The 17,733-nt window shown below is 59.7% G+C and carries 17 protein-coding genes, 1 tRNA gene and 1 other RNA gene; 8 read left to right on the top strand and 11 right to left on the bottom strand.

Annotated elements, in window-relative coordinates:
• Positions 1 to 3 precede the first annotated feature (3 nt).
• The 4 genes from rnpB to I6J28_RS05830 all read right to left on the bottom strand — a co-directional run bounded on the left by rnpB (position 4) and on the right by I6J28_RS05830 (position 3,453).
• Positions 4 to 451, bottom strand: an RNA gene (gene rnpB / locus I6J28_RS05845) — RNase P RNA component class A.
• A 15-nt stretch (positions 452 to 466) separates the two neighbouring features.
• Positions 467 to 1,597 carry a bifunctional RNase H/acid phosphatase gene (locus tag I6J28_RS05840; RefSeq protein WP_204611353.1) on the bottom strand — a complete coding sequence of 377 codons (1,131 nt, stop codon included), beginning with the start codon at positions 1,595 to 1,597 and terminating at the stop codon, positions 467 to 469.
• Positions 1,597 to 2,313 carry a zinc ribbon domain-containing protein gene (locus I6J28_RS05835; RefSeq protein ID WP_005324390.1) on the bottom strand — a complete coding sequence of 239 codons (717 nt, stop codon included), beginning with the start codon at positions 2,311 to 2,313 and terminating at the stop codon, positions 1,597 to 1,599. The genes I6J28_RS05840 and I6J28_RS05835 overlap by 1 nt, the downstream gene beginning before the upstream one ends.
• Entirely contained in the window at positions 2,314 to 3,453 is a 1,140-nt protein-coding gene (locus I6J28_RS05830) for a Nif3-like dinuclear metal center hexameric protein (RefSeq protein ID WP_204611351.1), read from the bottom strand.
• Between the two features lie 95 nt (positions 3,454 to 3,548).
• Between I6J28_RS05830 and I6J28_RS05825 the strand changes: the two genes are divergently transcribed.
• Positions 3,549 to 4,040 carry a low molecular weight protein-tyrosine-phosphatase gene (locus tag I6J28_RS05825; RefSeq protein ID WP_204611349.1) on the top strand — a complete coding sequence of 164 codons (492 nt, stop codon included), beginning with the start codon at positions 3,549 to 3,551 and terminating at the stop codon, positions 4,038 to 4,040.
• Positions 4,041 to 4,050: 10 nt separating this feature from the next.
• Positions 4,051 to 5,055, top strand: a complete 1,005-nt coding sequence (locus I6J28_RS05820; RefSeq protein ID WP_204611348.1) for an SURF1 family cytochrome oxidase biogenesis protein — start codon at positions 4,051 to 4,053, stop codon at positions 5,053 to 5,055.
• A gap of 1,133 nt (positions 5,056 to 6,188) precedes the next feature.
• On the opposite strand, the gene I6J28_RS11930 is transcribed toward I6J28_RS05820, so the two are convergent.
• Both I6J28_RS11930 and I6J28_RS05815 read right to left on the bottom strand, forming a co-directional pair.
• On the bottom strand, positions 6,189 to 6,263 hold the full coding sequence (locus I6J28_RS11930; protein ID WP_343287603.1) for a hypothetical protein: 75 nt from the start codon (positions 6,261 to 6,263) through the stop codon (positions 6,189 to 6,191).
• Between the two features lie 118 nt (positions 6,264 to 6,381).
• The gene (locus I6J28_RS05815; protein ID WP_204611346.1) at positions 6,382 to 6,738 is read right to left on the bottom strand and encodes a recombinase family protein; all 357 of its coding nucleotides are present in this window, start codon (positions 6,736 to 6,738) and stop codon (positions 6,382 to 6,384) included.
• Positions 6,739 to 7,027: 289 nt separating this feature from the next.
• Here I6J28_RS05815 and I6J28_RS05810 point away from each other — a divergent pair, with 289 nt between their 5' ends.
• The 3 genes from I6J28_RS05810 to I6J28_RS05800 all read left to right on the top strand — a co-directional run bounded on the left by I6J28_RS05810 (position 7,028) and on the right by I6J28_RS05800 (position 9,970).
• Positions 7,028 to 7,420: a hypothetical protein gene (locus I6J28_RS05810; RefSeq protein ID WP_204611344.1), complete on the top strand. Its 393-nt coding sequence runs from the start codon at positions 7,028 to 7,030 to the stop codon at positions 7,418 to 7,420.
• Between the two features lie 183 nt (positions 7,421 to 7,603).
• Positions 7,604 to 8,494, top strand: a complete 891-nt coding sequence (locus I6J28_RS05805; protein ID WP_204611342.1) for a hypothetical protein — start codon at positions 7,604 to 7,606, stop codon at positions 8,492 to 8,494.
• Between the two features lie 285 nt (positions 8,495 to 8,779).
• The gene (locus tag I6J28_RS05800; protein WP_204608493.1) at positions 8,780 to 9,970 is read left to right on the top strand and encodes an IS1249 family transposase; all 1,191 of its coding nucleotides are present in this window, start codon (positions 8,780 to 8,782) and stop codon (positions 9,968 to 9,970) included.
• A gap of 119 nt (positions 9,971 to 10,089) precedes the next feature.
• Here I6J28_RS05800 and I6J28_RS05795 read toward each other — a convergent pair.
• Both I6J28_RS05795 and I6J28_RS05790 read right to left on the bottom strand, forming a co-directional pair.
• A tRNA-Val gene (locus I6J28_RS05795) sits at positions 10,090 to 10,162 on the bottom strand.
• A 68-nt stretch (positions 10,163 to 10,230) separates the two neighbouring features.
• The gene (locus tag I6J28_RS05790) at positions 10,231 to 10,629 is read right to left on the bottom strand and encodes a DUF3052 domain-containing protein (protein WP_005324380.1); all 399 of its coding nucleotides are present in this window, start codon (positions 10,627 to 10,629) and stop codon (positions 10,231 to 10,233) included.
• Positions 10,630 to 10,966: 337 nt separating this feature from the next.
• Between I6J28_RS05790 and aceE the strand changes: the two genes are divergently transcribed.
• Positions 10,967 to 13,714 (top strand): pyruvate dehydrogenase (acetyl-transferring), homodimeric type, encoded by a 2,748-nt coding sequence (gene aceE / locus I6J28_RS05785; protein ID WP_204611340.1) that lies wholly within the window; start codon positions 10,967 to 10,969, stop codon positions 13,712 to 13,714.
• Between the two features lie 110 nt (positions 13,715 to 13,824).
• Here the strand turns inward: aceE and I6J28_RS05780 are convergent, their stop codons facing one another.
• A complete protein-coding gene (locus I6J28_RS05780; RefSeq protein ID WP_204611338.1) occupies positions 13,825 to 14,823 on the bottom strand; it encodes an alpha/beta fold hydrolase in 999 nt (332 codons plus the stop codon).
• Between the two features lie 27 nt (positions 14,824 to 14,850).
• On the opposite strand from I6J28_RS05780, the gene I6J28_RS05775 reads away from it, so the two are divergent.
• Both I6J28_RS05775 and I6J28_RS05770 read left to right on the top strand, forming a co-directional pair.
• Complete coding sequence (locus I6J28_RS05775; RefSeq protein ID WP_204611336.1) at positions 14,851 to 15,144, top strand: acyl carrier protein; 294 nt, start codon at positions 14,851 to 14,853, stop codon at positions 15,142 to 15,144.
• Positions 15,141 to 15,926, top strand: a complete 786-nt coding sequence (locus I6J28_RS05770; RefSeq protein ID WP_204611334.1) for an HAD-IIA family hydrolase — start codon at positions 15,141 to 15,143, stop codon at positions 15,924 to 15,926. Before I6J28_RS05775 ends, I6J28_RS05770 begins: the two co-directional genes overlap by 4 nt.
• A gap of 79 nt (positions 15,927 to 16,005) precedes the next feature.
• Here I6J28_RS05770 and I6J28_RS05765 read toward each other — a convergent pair whose 3' ends face one another.
• Positions 16,006 to 16,416, bottom strand: a complete 411-nt coding sequence (locus I6J28_RS05765; protein ID WP_040425190.1) for a hypothetical protein — start codon at positions 16,414 to 16,416, stop codon at positions 16,006 to 16,008.
• Between the two features lie 476 nt (positions 16,417 to 16,892).
• A complete protein-coding gene (locus I6J28_RS05760; protein WP_204611332.1) occupies positions 16,893 to 17,687 on the bottom strand; it encodes a serine hydrolase domain-containing protein in 795 nt (264 codons plus the stop codon).
• Between the last annotated feature and the right edge of the window lie 46 nt (positions 17,688 to 17,733).

Here is a 17,733-nt window from a genome sequence, read left to right as displayed (position 1 = left end):
GGGCGAATGAGTCGGCCTATAAGCCGGATTCTGTCTCATCGCGGCACTCCCTGGGAAGCACCGCGCGGTGAACATCCATCTAGACCAACCGTTGCCAGTTGGTTCCAGCAGCTACCTTCAGGCTCGAGCGAGCAGCCTTAAAACGCCTGATCGGGCCCCGCAACGTGGCGGGGCCGTGATGCCTTGCTCCCGGTGGGGTTTACCCAGCCACCGCCATCGCTGACGGTGCTGGTGCGCTCTTAACGCACCGTTTCACCCTTACCTTGTGGCTCCAACTTGGCCGAAACCAAGTGGAGGCACGAGGCGGTCTACTTTCTGTTGCACTTGCCCGCGGGTTTCCCCGGGTTGCCGTTAGCAACCACCGTGCTCTGTGGAGTCCGGACTTTCCTCGGCGCCCACGCGGCAGCACGTGGCTGCCCGTATGAAGCGACGCGATCACCCGGCCGGCTCATTCGCGTTCCTTATTCTAGCGCAGGCCTGCCAGGTGGCCCACATCGTTAAATCCGTGCACCATAGAGCCGCCTTCCCAGAACTCCACCTGCGAAATGGCAGCCAGGTCGAGGAAGAGATGCCCAAAGGTGGCTGGGCCGGCATCGAGTGCTTGGCGGATGAAGGACTTAATCGGGTTGACGTGGCTCACCACCAGCACGGTCTTGCCTGCGAAGCGCTCTTGGAGCTCCTTGCGGGTGGTGCGCACGCGGCGGTTGACCGCCTGCAGCGATTCGCCGCCCGGACAGGCGACGCTCGCATCGTGCAGCCACTCCTCGTGAAGTTCCGGATCGCGCTGGTGGGCCTCGGCGGCGGTCTTGCCTTCCCACGCACCGAAGTCCACCTCAATGAGGCCGTCGACGGTCTCTACCTCGATATCACGGCCGTTGGCCACGGCCGCCGCGGTCTCTTGGCAGCGGCGCAGGGGTGAGCAGACGATGGCGTCAAAGTCGGCGTCGGCAAGCGCCTGGGCGGCGGCGAGCGCCTGCTTTTGGCCAAGCTCGGTAAGGCCCGGATTGGCGCGGCCGGAGTATTGCTTGGCGGCCGACATCTCCGTCTGCCCGTGGCGAAGCAGGATAAAGCGGGTGGTAGGTCCACGGTCCCCCAGCCAATCGGTGGGGTGCGGCGCGGTGGTGTCTTGCTCCCCGGCCGGAGCTGGCTCGGCGTCTTCTTCACCGGCCACGATGCCTTCTGGGTGGCCGGCGGCCGCGGCATCCATGGCGTCATTGGACAGGGCGTCTGCCACCTTATTCTTGGCGCGCGGCACCCAGTCCAGGCTGAAAGAGGAAAAGCCGTTGATGTATTCGCGGGCGCGCAGGGCCAGCTTCTGCATGTCAGGGTGCTTGATCTTCCAGCGGCCGTTGATTTGTTCCACCACCAACTTGGAATCCATGTGGAATTCCACCTCGGTAGCGCCCATCTCGGTGGCGGCTTCAAGGCCGCGCAGCAGGCCGTTGTACTCAGCGACGTTATTAGTGGACTTGGTGCCTACCACGTAGACAATTTCGCGCAGGATGCGCTGCCCACTGCCGTCATAGATAACGGTGCCGGAACCGGCTACCCCGGGGTTGCCGCGGGACCCGCCATCGGCGTAGATGATGACCTTCATTAGACCAGGCGCACCAGGTAGGAGCCGCAATCGCCGCACTGCGGCAGCTCATCGGCCGGGGCATTGCGCACAGCGTTTTGCTCGGCCGGCGGCAAGACGATGAAGCAGCCGCCGCAGGCGCGGTTGGCCTTGAACTGGGCGGCACCTACGCCATTTTCCTCGCGCTGGGTATCGTACTCGCTGAGCACTCCAGCGGGCAGCTGATCGCGCAGCTCGCCGATGCGCACGGCCGGATCCTCTTGATTGGCGGCCGCTTCCTTAGCCGCCTCGGCTGCGCGGCGCAGCTTTTCCAGCTTGCGCTCGGAATCAGAAACGCGCGCGCCGTGGACGTCCAGATTGGACCGCAGCGCGTGCACCTCGTTATGCGCCTCCTGCAGCTCGCTCATGAGGTCAGCGATGCGGGACTTGGCGGCATAGAGATCGTGCTCCAGATCCTTGCGGGTTTCTGGGTCTACTGCGGCGCCGAGCTGGCGCTTATCATCGCGCTCGCGCTGGCGTAGCTTGCGTTCATCGGCCTGGATGCGCAGGATTTCGGTCTCCATGTCGTCGACAGCCATCTGCGCAGAACCGGAGGCATCTAGCAGGCGCTTGTGCTCTTCCTTGGCCTTGTCATACTCGGCTTGTTCCGGGATTTCCTTCTCAGCGCCATGGCCCTGCGAGCGTTCCAGGTTGGCCAGCTCCAGCAGTACCGGCTGTAGTTCTTGCGATAGTTTCACTTATGACTCCTTTGGGTGCGCAGAGATAGTCCACGGGTCGGTGCGCAGGCTAATAATTTCCGTATCCAGTTCTAAAGCATCCTCTACGATATCGCGCGCTTGGGCGGTCCACGGAAATTCGCTGGCCCAGTGGGCGGTATCGATAACGGCGGGGCCGCCGGCGCGCAGGTGCTCATCCACCGGGTGGTGGCGCAGATCCGAGGTGACGTACACGTCCACGCCTAGCTTCGCGGCCGCGGAGAGGAAAGAATCTCCCGAACCGGAAGACACGGCCACCGTGCGCACCTTCTGGTCCGGATCGCCGGCGGCGCGGATGCCCCAGGCGGTCTCCGGCAAGGCATTAGCCACCTGCTGGGTGAACTCGCGCAGGGTCATCTCCTGCGGCAGCTCTCCCACACGGCCCAGGCCGAGCGCGTTGTCCAGGTCCTGGTGGCCGGCCGTTTCCGTGATGTCATAGGCCGGCACCTCATAAGGGTGGGCGGTGTGCAGGGCCTTCAGCAAAGAGGAGCGAAGTGCGGCCGGGGCGACGAACTCGACGCGGATTTCCTCGCCGCGGTGCAGCGCACCGATCTCACCCTCGGTGGGGTCAGCGCCCTCCTCCGGCTGGAATTGGCCCGTGCCGGCGATATCGAAGGAGCAGTGAGAGTAGGCGCCGATGTGGCCCGCGCCGGCGTCGAAAAGCGCCCGCTTTACCTCCTCGGCCGCGGCTACCGGCACGTGCACGCCCCACTTATCCACGCCCTGGGGCTCCGGCACGATGGGCCGGCCGGGATTGATGCCTACCAGCTCCGCGAGCTTGTCGTTGACGCCCGGCCGCGCCTTATCCGCGTTGGTGTGGGCCGCAAAGAGCGCAACGCCATTGCTGACCAGCGTGTGTACGACCTTGCCCTTGGGCGTATCGGCCGCTACGGATTCCACCCCGCGCAAAAGCAACGGGTGGTGGACCACGAGCATGTCCGCGCCGAGCTCCACCGCGCGCTCGGCCACCGCTTGGGTGCAGTCCAAAGCGAAGGCCACCCGCTTTACCTCCGCGGCCGGATCGCCGCAGATAAGCCCCACGGCATCCCACTTTTCCGCCAGGTGCGGCGGGTAGGCCTCATCGAGTACGCGGCGGACATCGCCCACGCTCACAGCGGACATAGAGGTGCTCCTTTATGCTCGTTTCATGGAATAGTTACTACTGCTATATCCTATCTTCCGCACCACAGTACTATTCGCGCGAAGGGGTTTTCCGCATGACCGAATCCGATACCCGCTCCGGCCTTTACCTCGTCTTTGTCTGCACCGGAAATATCTGCCGCTCCCCCATGGCAGAAATCATCGTGCGCGATGAAATGGAAAAGGACATGCTAGACCTCGTCGCCACCGTGGACTCTTGCGGTCTGGGCGGCTGGCATGTGGGCCAGGGCGCGGACGAGCGCGCGATTGCCGAGCTGCGCCGCGGCGGCCACGATGGCGGTTCCCACCGCGCGGCCAAGCTGGGCGCCGAGCACATGGACGCTGATCTTTTCATTGCTATGGACAAGGGCCACCGCGAGGCCCTCATTGAGCACGGCATCGACCCCGACAAGATTCGCCTGATGCGCAGCTTCGACCCCAACTCCCCGGAGGACGCGGACGTGGCAGACCCGTATTACGGTTCCACCGCGGATTTCGAGACCACGCGCAAGAATATCGAGGCCGCCGTGCCTGGCCTGCTGGATTGGATTCGCGCTAACCGCGACTAAACTAGGCCCCATGCTAAAGACGTTCCTTAAGCCAGGTTGGGTTCTACTGCTGCTGTTCGTCGTGGCTTTTTCCTACCTCGCTTTTACCGTCCTTGCCCCGTGGCAGCTGGGCAAGGACGATGACATTGTGGAACGCAACGAGCTCATCACCCACGCCTATGAGGCTGATCCCCAGCCGGTGGAAGACCTCGTGGATGGCAATGGCGCCATCAAGGACGATGAGTGGTCCCGCGCCACCCTGCACGGCAAGTACATGCCGCAGGATGAGGTGCTACTGCGCCTGCGCCCGGTCGATTCCGGCCCGTCCTACCAATCCCTGGTGCCCTTCCGCACCGATTCCGGCCTGACCATCTTGGTCAACCGCGGCTGGGTCAAGGCCGGCGAGGCCAACGCCGTGCCGGATATCCCTGATGCTCCCTCGGGCGAGACCACGCTTACCGGCATGATCCGCGCCGACGAGGCCGAGCACCAGTCCGCACCCATTAAGCAGGAGGGCTACCAGCAGGTCTACTCCATCCATACGGAGCAGATTGCCACGCTTATCGACGCCCCCTTGGCCCACGACTACATCCAACTCTCCGCCGACCAGCCCGGCGTGCTCAACCCCATGCCTATCCCGCAGCTCGACCGCGGCAACCACCTCTCCTACGGCTACCAGTGGATTGCCTTTGGCATCATGGCCCCGCTGGGCTTGGGCTACTTCGTATGGTCTGAAATCCGTGAGCGCCGCCGCCTGCGCGAGGAGGAAGAAGCCCTCGCCGCCCTCGATGCCGATGCCTCAACCCCATCCGAGCCCGCCACTCCTGAGGCCCCTGCTGCGGACTGCAGCCCCGCAGAGCCAACGGCCGGCACCGACTCTGCCCCCAGCGAGCATGCAGCCGCGAACGACGAGTCCTCCGCCGTTCCCGCCGCGTCCTCCTCGCATGCCGCCAGCCGCCGCAATCGCTCCCGCTACGGCGACTCCAAACCAGATCACTACGCCAAGCTGAACAAACGCCACCGCGAGCGCTACTAGCTCCTCTCTGCCTAGGCAGTGGCTTGAGCATCCGCATAGGCCCCAAGGAACAGCCACGTTAATGCGTTACGCCCTCTCCTCTTGGGGCATAACGTGGCCACAAGTTGGGGCTAAGGATTAGAAAGTGTGTCTGGGATCGGGGATTTTTAGGTTCTGACCTGTAGTTTATCGCAGAATATATGCTTTGCGGGCGTATATCTGGCCTTGGGACGCCAAATCCACGGTGCGGTTGCCAACCTGTGGTAGTCGACGGCGGTGTGGTGGTTCAATGCTAAAGAATCGACCACACTGCCACTGCGGTGGAGATACAAAATGCAACGAATCGAACAGCTGAGGCTTCGACCGACGGCGCTATAGACCAGGTGATTCTCCGCCAACAAGAGTGACCCCGATGTCACCAGTGCAGCAGTATTTTCCCAGCTCATCGCCTGCTGCGCTGCGCTGACAAGCTGAACAGCACTAGCTCAATGAATTGGCTCTAGTGTCGCACACGTTGGGACGGTGTCGTAGTAGTTGTTGCCTGGCCGGCGTTTCCTAGCGCAGCGTCGGCCGTACTGATTAGCCCGACAATTAGGACTTCGCTGACACCGTCTACCCCAATCAGCCGGCCTGGAAGCTGGAAAATCTAGCCCCAGTGACGCACCGATCCAGACGCACATTTTGACCGGGTGTATCCAATGAGTGCTTACCCATTGTCTACCTCCCTTTACGTCGTAGGGTTGTCCGCTCGCCTGAAAACGGCGCGCGGGACAGCCCACGTCACGCGCGGGCCCTACCGCGCACCGACGAGGAAGTCACGCCCACACCCCACCACAAGTAGCGGGGTGTGATTGTGAACCGGCACTAACGTTAGCAGCCGCACCTGACGAGACCTAGAAGTATGATTTCAGCCCTGCCTTTATAAAAGCCGTCCACGAGGCAAAATGCACACAGAGTCACTCGTAGCCGCACTCAAGTCTGTCAATGTCTCCGTCCAACACCCTAGCTAGACGCACGAAAGAGCAGTTAGGATTACGCATTACTGGACATATGCTTTAACATATGGCGGAACATACGCTATGCCATATTCCTAAGCATATGTCCCGTCATATGGCAAGACATATGACAGGACTGACGGGCGCGCTGATTTACCTTCACAGCTGGGCCGCTTTAGGCGTTTTCAACCCCCGATACACCGTAGGACGGGTCACCCCGAATTCCCGCGCCAAGGCTGCTTTCGACTCCCTGCTAATGCGCGCTGTTTAATCTCCGCTACCTGCTGCGGACTAAGAGCAGGCTTGCGACCTTTGTACTTGCCTGCCTTTTCGCCAAAGCAATCCTCTCCGCCTAGCGCTCGCGGATAATGGCCCGCTCAAACTCCGCAAACGAACCTAAAATGCCGAGCATTAAATCCGCGCGCGGATCCGTGGTGTCTTTCGCAAAGACAAGATTCTCCTGCAGAAAAGTAACAGTCACCCCCTTGCCGGTAAGTTCATCAACAATACCTCGCAGATCCGTCAGAGATCGGGCGAGGCGATCAATCGACGACACGACGAGTTCGTCACCGTCGCGCACATACGCCATGCAGTCGACAAGCCCAGGGCGGGCAATCTTGGTGCGGTCGGAAATCTTATCTTCAAAGAACCGGTCAATCCTGCCGGAAGCATTGAGTAGTTCTTTCTGGCGCTGATTATTCTGCTTCACCGTGGAAACACGGAGTGCCCCAAAGTTGCACCTTTAAGGCATGCGGGTGAAAGTGTCGTCTGGAGTATCTGAAAGTTTCAATGCACAATTAGAGAAGGGTCCGCTAAATCTTTCAAGGTTAGCCGCTGAGATGTTAATCCGCTGCGATCGTGGGCATACGGATTACCGTGTAGAATTTCGACGAGTATTTTGAAAGCGATGGAAAAAACGTTGGGCAATTCAGTCGATGAAGAGTCTGTGATATTCTTGTTTTGTCGTTGACAAGTCTACGACTGAACAAGGAGAGGTAATGGCATTTGAAGTATTTGACAAGCGCAAGTCGGCGTTAGGGAATTCCCCTACTGCCACACTGCAAAAAAAGGGGATTCTTTCCCTCAACGCTTCCGCACATGCCCTTATTGATTCTGTCGACAGCGTCGAGCTTCTCTACGACAGTGACAAGAAAGTCATCGCACTTCGCCCCTCGACAGAGAAACATGCTTACGCATTCCGGAAGGCGAATCTGAACACTGGACAGGTCATCGTGTCATTAACTGCTTTTACCGAGTTCTACAACATTGACACCAGTGTGAGCCTACGTCTTAACCCAGAAAAGGATGGTGACATGCTTCTGTTAGATCTGAAGTCAGCTGTTCCCATTCGTGGAAACAGGTCTAAGAATAAGGAGGACAGCGAAGACTAGTAAGAAGTAAGAAGGCCTTTCCCTGCTACCAACAAGGAAAGGCCTAAAGCCTACAAGGATTGCGACATCCTCAATAAGGCTGAAATTGCTTATGCGAAGCACTATTCAGTGTAACGGCACAACATCAATGTTGTGCGTATTGGGGGTGCAATTCCTTTCAACTTTTAATGAAAGGAGCGCATCATGCGTCTCACCACATTTTTTGGCCTCCCCAGCTCAATTCCGTTTGTTGACATTGATGTTGACAAAGACATCCCTCGATTCCTTGATCCGCAGCGTATAGCACGTGCTGCAGCTAACGGTGACTTAATTGCTCAAGCGGCAGATAGTACGATTCGGCAGTTCTCTACGCAGTTGTGTCAGCGTCTTACCAGCAGTTCTCTCTCCGAGAGGCAGCTCGGGCTCAATATGCTCGACAACCTTAATGAGCCACGCGAAACGCGACTGGGGATGACTCGAACCGGATACAACGGTCATGGAGTGCATACCCACTTCCGTGAGGAAATCGACAAAGCTATCACTCAAGATCTACGAGCCCTAGTGACGGTTGGGGTATTTAATTGGTTAGGAGCTCTGCCTCTATTCGTCGAAGGTTTTGCTGCCGACAGAATGTCGGACATGACCACTGGAATCATCCGTGGACACCTCATCGACTACACAAAAGAGATGATCCGACGCTATCCCCAGTTCACCCGGAAAGGCCATCGTCTCGAACAGCACACCATGGAAGTCTGGGATTTTTCCACTCACCAGTGGATCAGTCGCACAGTAGACCTGCCCACCGCCGGCGGTCATCCCATTCTTCTTGTCCCAAAAATCTGGGCCGGAAAAGACATCGAGTTACGCGGGCAACGCTACTACAACTGCCAAGCACTCGACTACATCCAAAAGAAGCTAGTGGGTAGCAACCCCAAGGCAGGCAAAGTTGCGAAAAGAACCCTGAAGTCAAGCTACCCAGACGTCTACCTAGTCAATCGGAACACCACACTGGAAGCCTATGAACAAGGAGACAATCTACTCCTAAAGTTCATTGACTACGTTGACAACTGGGACGCCAAGAGCGAAGCTGCGTAGCTCCCTTACTGGATGATTGCGGACACGTAATAAAGGGAGTTAAGTAGCAAAGCGGGGATGCGGAAAATCCTCCAAGATTTCGTCCGCATCCCCTTTTGACCCTTACCCCACCACCTCAGCCCAGGGTTAAGTAGCAGAAAGTGTGTCTGAGTTACAGTGATCTTGCTGCTCAGGTTGGGTAAATCGGGCGGATATAAGGTCTTGGTGCTTATATCCGCGCGTTTCGTGTTCAATCCATCGGAATGGCACCCCCATGTGCTAGTCGGGGGTTGGTGTGCTTTCCGGGTGAGTAAAAACAGGCCACGATGCCCGGTATGTACTGGGCAAATGAAGAAAAACGGAACCACATCCAAAGGCACAACCAGGTGGCGGTGCAAAGACCCGAACTGCGGTAGCTCCACAACACGAACCCGCACCGATCGCACGCAGGCCCGCAACTTTAAAGCCTTCGTCTCCTATGCCACCTCCACAGCAACGTTGTCTGAACTCGCCGGGCAACAAAGGGTGAGTCGCTGGACGCTTGATCGCCGATTCGAACCGTTTTGGCTCATCGACATCCCCAACGACGGTGCCCTGCAGCGCGTCTACGATCAGATCTTCATCGACGGCACCTACACCGCAGCTGGCTGTCTGCTTGTGGCAGCCAGCCGCGACCACGTCATTGCGTGGCACTGGACCAAACACGAAACCGCCCACGCATACACGCAGCTACTTCGCAAAATCGCCGAGCCGCTCTGCGTCGTCCTCGACGGCGGACAAGGCGCACTCACCGCGATTAAAGCCTGCTGGCCAAACGCAATGATTCAGCGTTGCCTCGTTCATGCGCAACGCGTCATCCGCCGCTACACCACCTCGCGGCCGCGTACCGACGCCGGCAAAGCCATCTACACACTGGCGTTGAAACTAACCCGTGTCACCACGCTCGACCAGGCACGGGAGTGGACGCTGCGCCTGCACGACTTCGGTCAGGTATTCAAAACATTCCTCAACGAGAAAACATCCGTGCCAAAAGAGCGCCGAACACTCAATAACCAGTGGGAATGGACTCACCTGCGGGTACGCAAAGCCTACAACTCACTGCTGCACCTATCGCGCAACAATTGGCTGTTTACCTACCTGCAGCCACCACCGCATGCGCTTGATCCTCAACGCTGGGCTTCAACGACAAACAGTCTTGAAGGCGGCATCAACGCCCAGCTCAAACGCATCGCCGATGCGCACCGAGGCAGGTCTGGGGAACGCCAACGAAAAATGCTCGAGTGGTACCTCCACACCAAAAAGCAACTGCCTGACGATCCGCTAAAAATCGCCAGGCAGTGCAATTTTGGCCAAGATCAACTCGCCAAAGTCAACGATCTTGCCGAAGAAGACCACAACAAAGCCGACCAGGAAACAGGACGACCAGCCTTCTACGACAACGCTATCCCAACCGAGTACGAACACTCGATAGGAATCAGAAAAGGCCCCATGAAGTAACTAACCGTGTACCCGCCCGCGACACGCCGAGCGGACACACATTCTGCTACTTAACCCTCAGCCCACCTACGCAAAAATGACCGCCTCTCGGAAACCAATCCGAGAGGCGGTCTGTGTTGTGCGGCCTGAGGGGATCGAACCCCCGACCTATTGGGTGTAAACCAATTGCTCTTCCAGCTGAGCTAAAGCCGCATGCGCTCTTGCGCTGTTAGAAACAGTAGCGCAGGTTGCTAAAGCAACACAAATCGGCAGGTAAAGCCCTACTTCTTGGTGTAGCCGCGCTGCACCAAGCACGAGCCTTGCCACTCGCCTAGGCGCTCCGCCTTGGTCTGCACTAGGCCTGCCAGCTGAGCGGACTCAGAGATGAGCCCAGGCTCTACGGTTCCTGGCTTGCCGGCACCTGGGGTAAGCAGCCAGACTGCACCGTTATCGGCCAGCGGGCGGCTCGCGTCCACCAGTCCATCCACAAGGTCGCCGTCTTCTTCGCGCCACCAAAGAAGAACTACATCGCACAGCTCGTCATTTTCTTCTTCCAAGAAGTCATCGCCGAGCACGGCCTCGATCGATTCAGAGATCGCGGTATCGCAATCCTCGTCCCAACCAAGCTCCAGGGCGATCTGCCCTTCCTTGATTCCGAGCTTGACTGCAGCGTCAGCCACTATGCATTTCCTTCCTAATTTAGTGAATGTCTGGTCCGCGTATCGCCCACATCCTGCGGGTAAATCGCGGCTTAATAGAAGTATTTTAACGCCCACCGGCCTCTTTTACCCGCCTAAGGGCCGCAATTCCCCCATTTTGCAGGCCCTACCGCCAGCGCAGCTGGCTCCACAGAGTTAGCAAACTACCCTCTTTTACCCCAACAAACTTTGCAAAGATACTGGTTATGGCGATGTAACGTACCGCACGCCCCCTTAAGTCGGACTTCACAACGACTGTGGATCTGTGAGCGCGTATCCTAGTAGGCAAACTGTGCAGACCCTTAAATAGGAGGTTTAAATGGCCGAGAAGGACGCCCACCAGGGCGACTCCAACTTCCCCCTCATCCGCGACGGCGTTGCATCGTATCTTCACGATAATGATCCAGAAGAGACCCGCGAGTGGATGGACTCCCTCGATGGTCTGCTGGACCACTCCGATCCGGAGCGCGCACGCTACCTGATGCTGCGCCTGCTCGAGCGCGCCACTGCGAAGCGCGTTGAGATGCCATCGCTGACGTCTACGGACTTCGTCAACACCATCCCCACCACCATGGAGCCGGAGTTCCCAGGTGATGAGGAGCTGGAAAAGCGCTACCGCCGCTGGATCCGCTGGAACGCAGCCATCATGGTGCACCGCGCACAACGCCCGGGCATTGGCGTAGGCGGCCACATCTCCACCTACGCAGGCGCGGCCCCGCTGTATGAGGTCGGCCTGAACCACTTCTTCAAGGGCAAGGACGATCCTTCGGGCGGCGACCAGGTCTTCTTCCAGGGCCACGCTTCCCCGGGCATGTACGCGCGCGCATACATGGAAGGCCGCCTGACCGAAAAGGATCTGGACAGCTTCCGTCAAGAGGTCTCCCGCGGTGAGGGCGAGGGCCTGCCGTCCTACCCGCACCCGCGCCTGATGCCATGGTTCTGGGAATTCCCCACCGTGTCTATGGGCTTGGGCCCGATTAACGCTATCTACCAGGCACGCTTTAATAAGTACCTGGAGACCCGCGGCATCAAGGACACCTCCAACCAGCACGTCTGGGCTTTCTTGGGCGATGGCGAGATGGACGAGCCAGAATCCCGCGGTCTGCTGCAGATCGCTTCCCTTTACGAGCTGGATAACCTCACCTTCGTGGTCAACTGCAACCTGCAGCGCCTCGACGGCCCGGTTCGCGGCAATACCCAGATCATCCAGGAGCTGGAGTCCTTCTTCCGCGGCGCCGGCTGGGAGGTCATCAAGGTTATTTGGGGCCGCGGCTGGGATAAGCTGCTGGAAAAGGACACCGAGGGTGCCCTGGTCAACGTCATGAACACCACCTCCGATGGTGACTACCAGACTTTCAAGGCCAACGATGGCGCCTATGTGCGCGAGCACTTCTTCGGCCGCGATGAGCGCACGGCCAAGCTGGTAGAGGACATGTCCGATGATGAGATTTGGGCACTGCGCCGCGGCGGCCACGATTACCGCAAGGTCTACGCCGCCTATGCCCGTGCGCTGGAGAACAAGGGCACCGGCAAGCCAACCGTCATCCTGGCGCACACCATTAAGGGCTACGGCCTGGGCCACAACTTCGAGGGCCGCAACGCTACCCACCAGATGAAGAAGCTGACCCTGGATGACCTGAAGCGCTTCCGCGATAAGCAGGAGATTCCGTTCTCCGATGCGGAGCTGGAAAAGGATCCGTACCTGCCGCCATACTACCACCCGGGCAAGGATTCCCCGGAGATCAAGTACATGCTGGAGCGTCGTAAAGAGCTCGGCGGCTTCCTGCCGGAGCGCCGTGAGGACTTCACCCCGCTCGAGGCACCGGCACTGGATAAGCTGCGCTCCGTGCGCAAGGGTTCCGGCAAGCAGGAAGTAGCTACCACCATGGCCTTGGTGCGCACCTTTAAGGAGATCATGCGCAACAAGGAGCTGGGCAAGCGCGTCGTGCCGATCATTCCGGACGAGGCCCGCACCTTTGGTATGGACTCCTGGTTCCCCACCATGAAGATTTGGAACCCGCGCGGCCAGAACTACGTGCCGGTTGACCATGACCTGATGCTCTCCTACCGCGAGGCCACCGACGGCCAGATCATGCACGAGGGCATTTCTGAGGCCGGCGCCGCTGCCTCCTTCACCGCGGCAGCAACGTCCTACGCAACCCAGGGCGAGGCCATGATTCCGCTGTACATCTTCTACTCGATGTTCGGTTTCCAGCGCACCGGCGATGCCTTCTGGGCGGCCGGTGACCAGATGGGCCGCGGCTTCATTATCGGCGCTACCGCCGGCCGCACCACCCTGACCGGTGAGGGCCTGCAGCACATGGACGGCCACTCCCCTGTCCTGGCCGCTACCAACCCGGCCGTGGTTTCTTATGACCCGGCCTTCGGCTACGAGGTTGCGCACCTGGTCTCCCGCGGTATTGAGCGCATGTACGGCGAGGACAACGAGGCCATCATGTACTACCTCACCGTCTACAACGAGCCGGTGCACCAGCCGGCCGAGCCGGAGGACTTGGACGTGGAGGGCCTGCACAAGGGCATCTACCACTTCAACACCGCCGAGGGCGGCTCCATTGCTGCCAATATCTTGGCTTCCGGTGTGGGCGTGCACGAGGCGCTGCGCGCGCAGCAGCTGCTTGCCGACGACTTCGATGTCAAGGCCTCCATCTTCTCCGTCACCTCCTGGAACGAGCTAGCCCGCGACGGTGCTCGCCGCAACAAGGAGGCCCTGCGCAAGGGCGAGGAGCCGACCGAGGCATTTGCTACCTCCCAGCTCAAGGGCTACGAGGGTCCGTTCGTTGGCGTCTCTGACTTCACCACCGAGCTGCAGGAGCAGATCCGCCCGTACGTCCCAGGTACCTACATCACCTTGGGCGCGGATGGTTTCGGCTTCTCTGATACTCGCGAGGGCGCACGCCGCTACTTCAACATCGATGCCGAGTCCATCGTCGTCGCCGTACTCGATGGCCTGGCTCGCGAGGGCAAGATTGAGCGCTCCGTTGTGGAGAAGGCAGCCAAGGATCTCAAGCTGGATGATCCGACCGCTACCACCCACATCGAGGACTAATTCCCGCATTGGTGCGGGCTAGCCCCGCACCAAAACAAGTAAGGCGCCGCCGGCTTCCCGCCGCGGCGCCCTTTTTCATGCCTCGAGAGTGGCTCTATCGAGCAGCCTGCCTATATCGCGTCGAGGACGCGTCCGAGCGCCGCGGAGATGGCCTCAGGATCTTCGAGGATCACCATGTGCCCGGAGCCTTCCACCGTCTGCAAGCTCGCGGCGGGCCAATTCTCACAGAGCACTTCGGATTGCGAACGCGGGGTGACAATATCGGAAGTTCCCACCACTACCTCGCCGTGGAGCTTCGCCAGCCTTTCGGCGGCGCCGTACTCAGCGTGTTCCAGAAGATCGTCGAAGAAACCGGAGTAGGAGGCCAAGGGGGTATCGAGAAGCATGGCAACGTGGAACTGCAACTTCTCCATCTGGGGAAAGCCGGCTAGGGTCACGGCGAAAAGCGGGGCGATAAAGCGGGCAGCCTCAAAGCGAGCGTTATCGACGCGCCCGGGCAAGCGCAGGCACAGGCGGTAGAGCGCGTGCAGGGACTTGGATTGCAAAATCTGGGCCACGCCCTTGGCCGCAAAGCGGCGCATAGAGGTAGAAATCAGCAGCGCGCCCGTGATGCGCTCATACACCTCGGCCGGCGCACGGCGGATGAGGTTCAAGGCAACCATGCCGCCTAGGGAATGGCCCACGATGACCAGATTGCCGTGGGGTGCGCGCTCGCGGATGACGGCTAGGACGTCGTCGGCAGCCGCGTCAACGGTGCACTCTTCTGGGGCGACCGTGGAGGACTGCCCATGCCCACGCAAGTCCACCAACAGTGCGCGCGCATTGCGGCCGCGCAGGTAATTGGCCTGGTCATAATAGGCCTCTGAAGACAGGCAATAGCCGTGGATGAAGACCACCGTCACCGGGGCGTCCTCCTGGCCAACTTCATACCAGGCAATGTCTAGGCCATCGTGCTCCACGGTGCCGGACGCGCTGATGTGGGTAAGGCCCGGCTCGGTGGAGGGATCGTGCAAGCCGCCATAGAGCTTTTCTAGCTCGGCACGGTGCGAGGGATGCAGGCGCTTGAGCCAACTACGCGCCACAACGGAAGATCGTTTTCTCAATGCCATAACGGGATCAATACTAGACTGGTGGGCATGGCAAACGACCTCAGTGCCCAATTGCAGGCAAAGTTCAATGCGAGTGCGCCGGACAAGGAGCCGGAGCGAGATACTCTGGGCCAGCTCATCGCACTCATCCGTAAGGTCACCGGGATCGAGGAAGACTTGGGCCGCGAGACCCGCCTGAAGGATATCGGCGTGGAGTCGCTCGATCTGGTGGAGCTTACCGTTCGCGCGGAAGAGGCCTTCCAGGTGCGTTTTTCTGAGGAGACGATGCTCAACAGCGAAACCATCGGCGATATCGCCGAGTATGTGGAGGATCACCAATGATTTCTTATCTATCAGACATGGACGGCGTGCTCATCAAAGAAGGTGAGATGATCCCTGGCGCCGATAAATTTATCCAGGCACTTAAAGACAATGACATCGAGTACATGGTGCTGACCAATAACTCCATGTCTACCCCGCGGGACCTGTCAGCACGCCTGCGTAATACTGGTCTGGATATTCCCGCTGAGCGCATCTGGACCTCCGCTACCGCTACCGCGAACTTTCTTTCCAGCCAGGTAAGCTCCAGCAAGGCCTACGTAGTAGGCGAATCCGGCCTGACCACCGCTATGCACGAGGCGGGCTGGATCCTCACCAACGATGATCCGGACTTCGTGGTGCTGGGTGAGACCCGCACTTACTCCTTTGAGGCGATTACCACCGCCATTAACCTCATCCGCGATGGTGCGCGTTTTATTGCCACCAACCCGGATGTCACCGGCCCTGCCCCCACGGGCGTACTTCCGGCTACCGGCGCCGTGGCGGCGCTGATTACCGCCGCCACCAACCGCGAGCCTTATTACGTGGGCAAGCCTAACCCGGTCATGATGCGTTCGGCGCTGAATAATATCGGCGCCCACTCGGAGGAGACGATCATGATTGGTGACCGCATGGATACCGATGTGAAGGCGGGCCTTGAGGCCGGTATGCGCACGGTACTGGTACGTTCCGGCATTTCTGATGACCACGAGATTTCCCGCTACCCGTACCGCCCGTCGGCCGTGCTGAAATCCGTGGCGGAACTGCCAGAGAAGATCCTGGATCCTTTCGCAGAGGCGGAATAGTCCATAGCCGAGCGCACCACCCGGCGGCAGAAGCAAAGGGGTTGGCCAGCAACAGCTGGTCCAACCCCTTTCGTGCCTTCTACGGCAGGCGCACGGCAGCAGTAAAGCCGTGGCGCTGCGCGAGGTAGCGCACGACGCAATCAAGCGCGTCCAGCTCCTCGCGGGTGCCGGTAAGCACCTGGTGGCAGCCGATACCGCTGCCCGCGTTGGCGCAGGCGCTCCCGCCTTGGGCAAGCGCCGCTACGGAAAGCCCATCCCGGAACCAACGAGTGCACCACTGAGCGGTCAGTGGGTCATCGCCCGGAATGATAAATTCCGACTCGGTACGGATGCACCGATCCATGGCGTGTTCAATCTCCGAGCGCAGCTTGCGCGGCATCCCGGAAATCTTGAGCACACCGGTGACCACGGTGGCGCCGCCGTTGACGGAGGGCCACGTGGAGGTGGAGGCCGGCTGTTCAACCGGCGCAGGGTTAACGCACGTATTCATAGCCGATTCTCCCTCGACATAAATCACCACCGCACGAGGCCTGCCGGCCCGGCGCGATGCAAGACGAGCTTCGTCTTCCCCAACGAACTGTCTAATGCGTCTGCTCACAATTTTCCTGCGTCACACCCCTCCCTACAACCCTCAACTTTCACTTCAACCCCCATTCGCTAAACCTCAACCCCAGGTACAGACTGGGACTAAAGTTGCAGGTGAAACCGATGTTACAAATGTGAAATTTGGAGTTTGCTGAGAAAATTCTGGCCTTCCTTGACGGCAGGGAGCAGAAGCCCTGCTCACGCACTGGAAAGCGCAACTAGGCCCACACGCGACCGCTGCTCTTGCGCCCACGCCGGTATTCCGCGCAGGATGGCCCCCTTTCGCACGAAATTCCCCGGCTTCTCCCCACCCCACGGGGGGAGCCTCCCATCGCGCCACTTTCCCCAGTGGAAGGCGCTCGCTCCGCCAAAGCTGGCAGATTATAAAGAGTTCCAGATGGCGGTATTTGTATCGTGCCAGAGGGGCTTGCACCACTCGCCAAAGTCGCGGTTTGTGAGCGCAACCATGGCATAGTCGCCGGCGGCCCAGAGGTAGGTGCCGGACATGCCGAAGTGACCGACGGCGTCGGCAGGCAAGGAGCCCATCCAGTGTTCCTTATCGCCGCGGATTTCAAAGCCTAGGCCCCAGGTGCAGTCTTTGAAGCTGCCGTAGCCCGGAACAATGCCGCGCAATCCATTGAAGTGAACGCGGCGCATGTCGGCCACGGTGGAGGGGTGCAGGAGTTGTGGGTCTTGAACTTCCGCGGCAAAGGCCGCAAGGTCCTCCACTGTGGAAACCAAACCGTGCCCGGCCGAGCCTTCGAGCCGGGTGGACTTCATGCCCAACGGGGTCAATATGCCTTCGCGCAGGTACTCGGCAAAGTCCATGCCCGTAGCTTCGGCCACGGTATCCGCGGCCCACTCATAACCGGCCGAGGAATAGATGCGGCGCTCGCCTACCGGCTTTTGCGGCTCCCGGGAATCAAAAGAAATACCAGAGGCGTGTGCAAGCAGGTGCTCGAGCGTGGAGCCTTCCGGGCCGGCCGGCTGCTCAAGCTCCACGGCTCCTTCTTCCACGGCCAGCATCACGCCGTAGGCTGCGACCAGCTTGGTTACCGATGCCACCGGAAACTCGCGGCCGGTATCCCCCACCGTTTCTTTCACTTCGCCACGGTGCAGCAAGGTTCCGGCCACCGTGTCCGCGGGCCACTGGCTAATCTGACTAAATTCACTCATACCCTCTAGCCTACTGAGCTGCATTCGGAAGGACTGGACCGTTGTG

The sequence above is a fragment of the Corynebacterium tuberculostearicum genome (assembly GCF_016894265.1).
GTDB classification, from domain to species: domain Bacteria; phylum Actinomycetota; class Actinomycetes; order Mycobacteriales; family Mycobacteriaceae; genus Corynebacterium; species Corynebacterium tuberculostearicum_D.
This window is presented reverse-complemented; position numbering and strand designations above follow the sequence as displayed.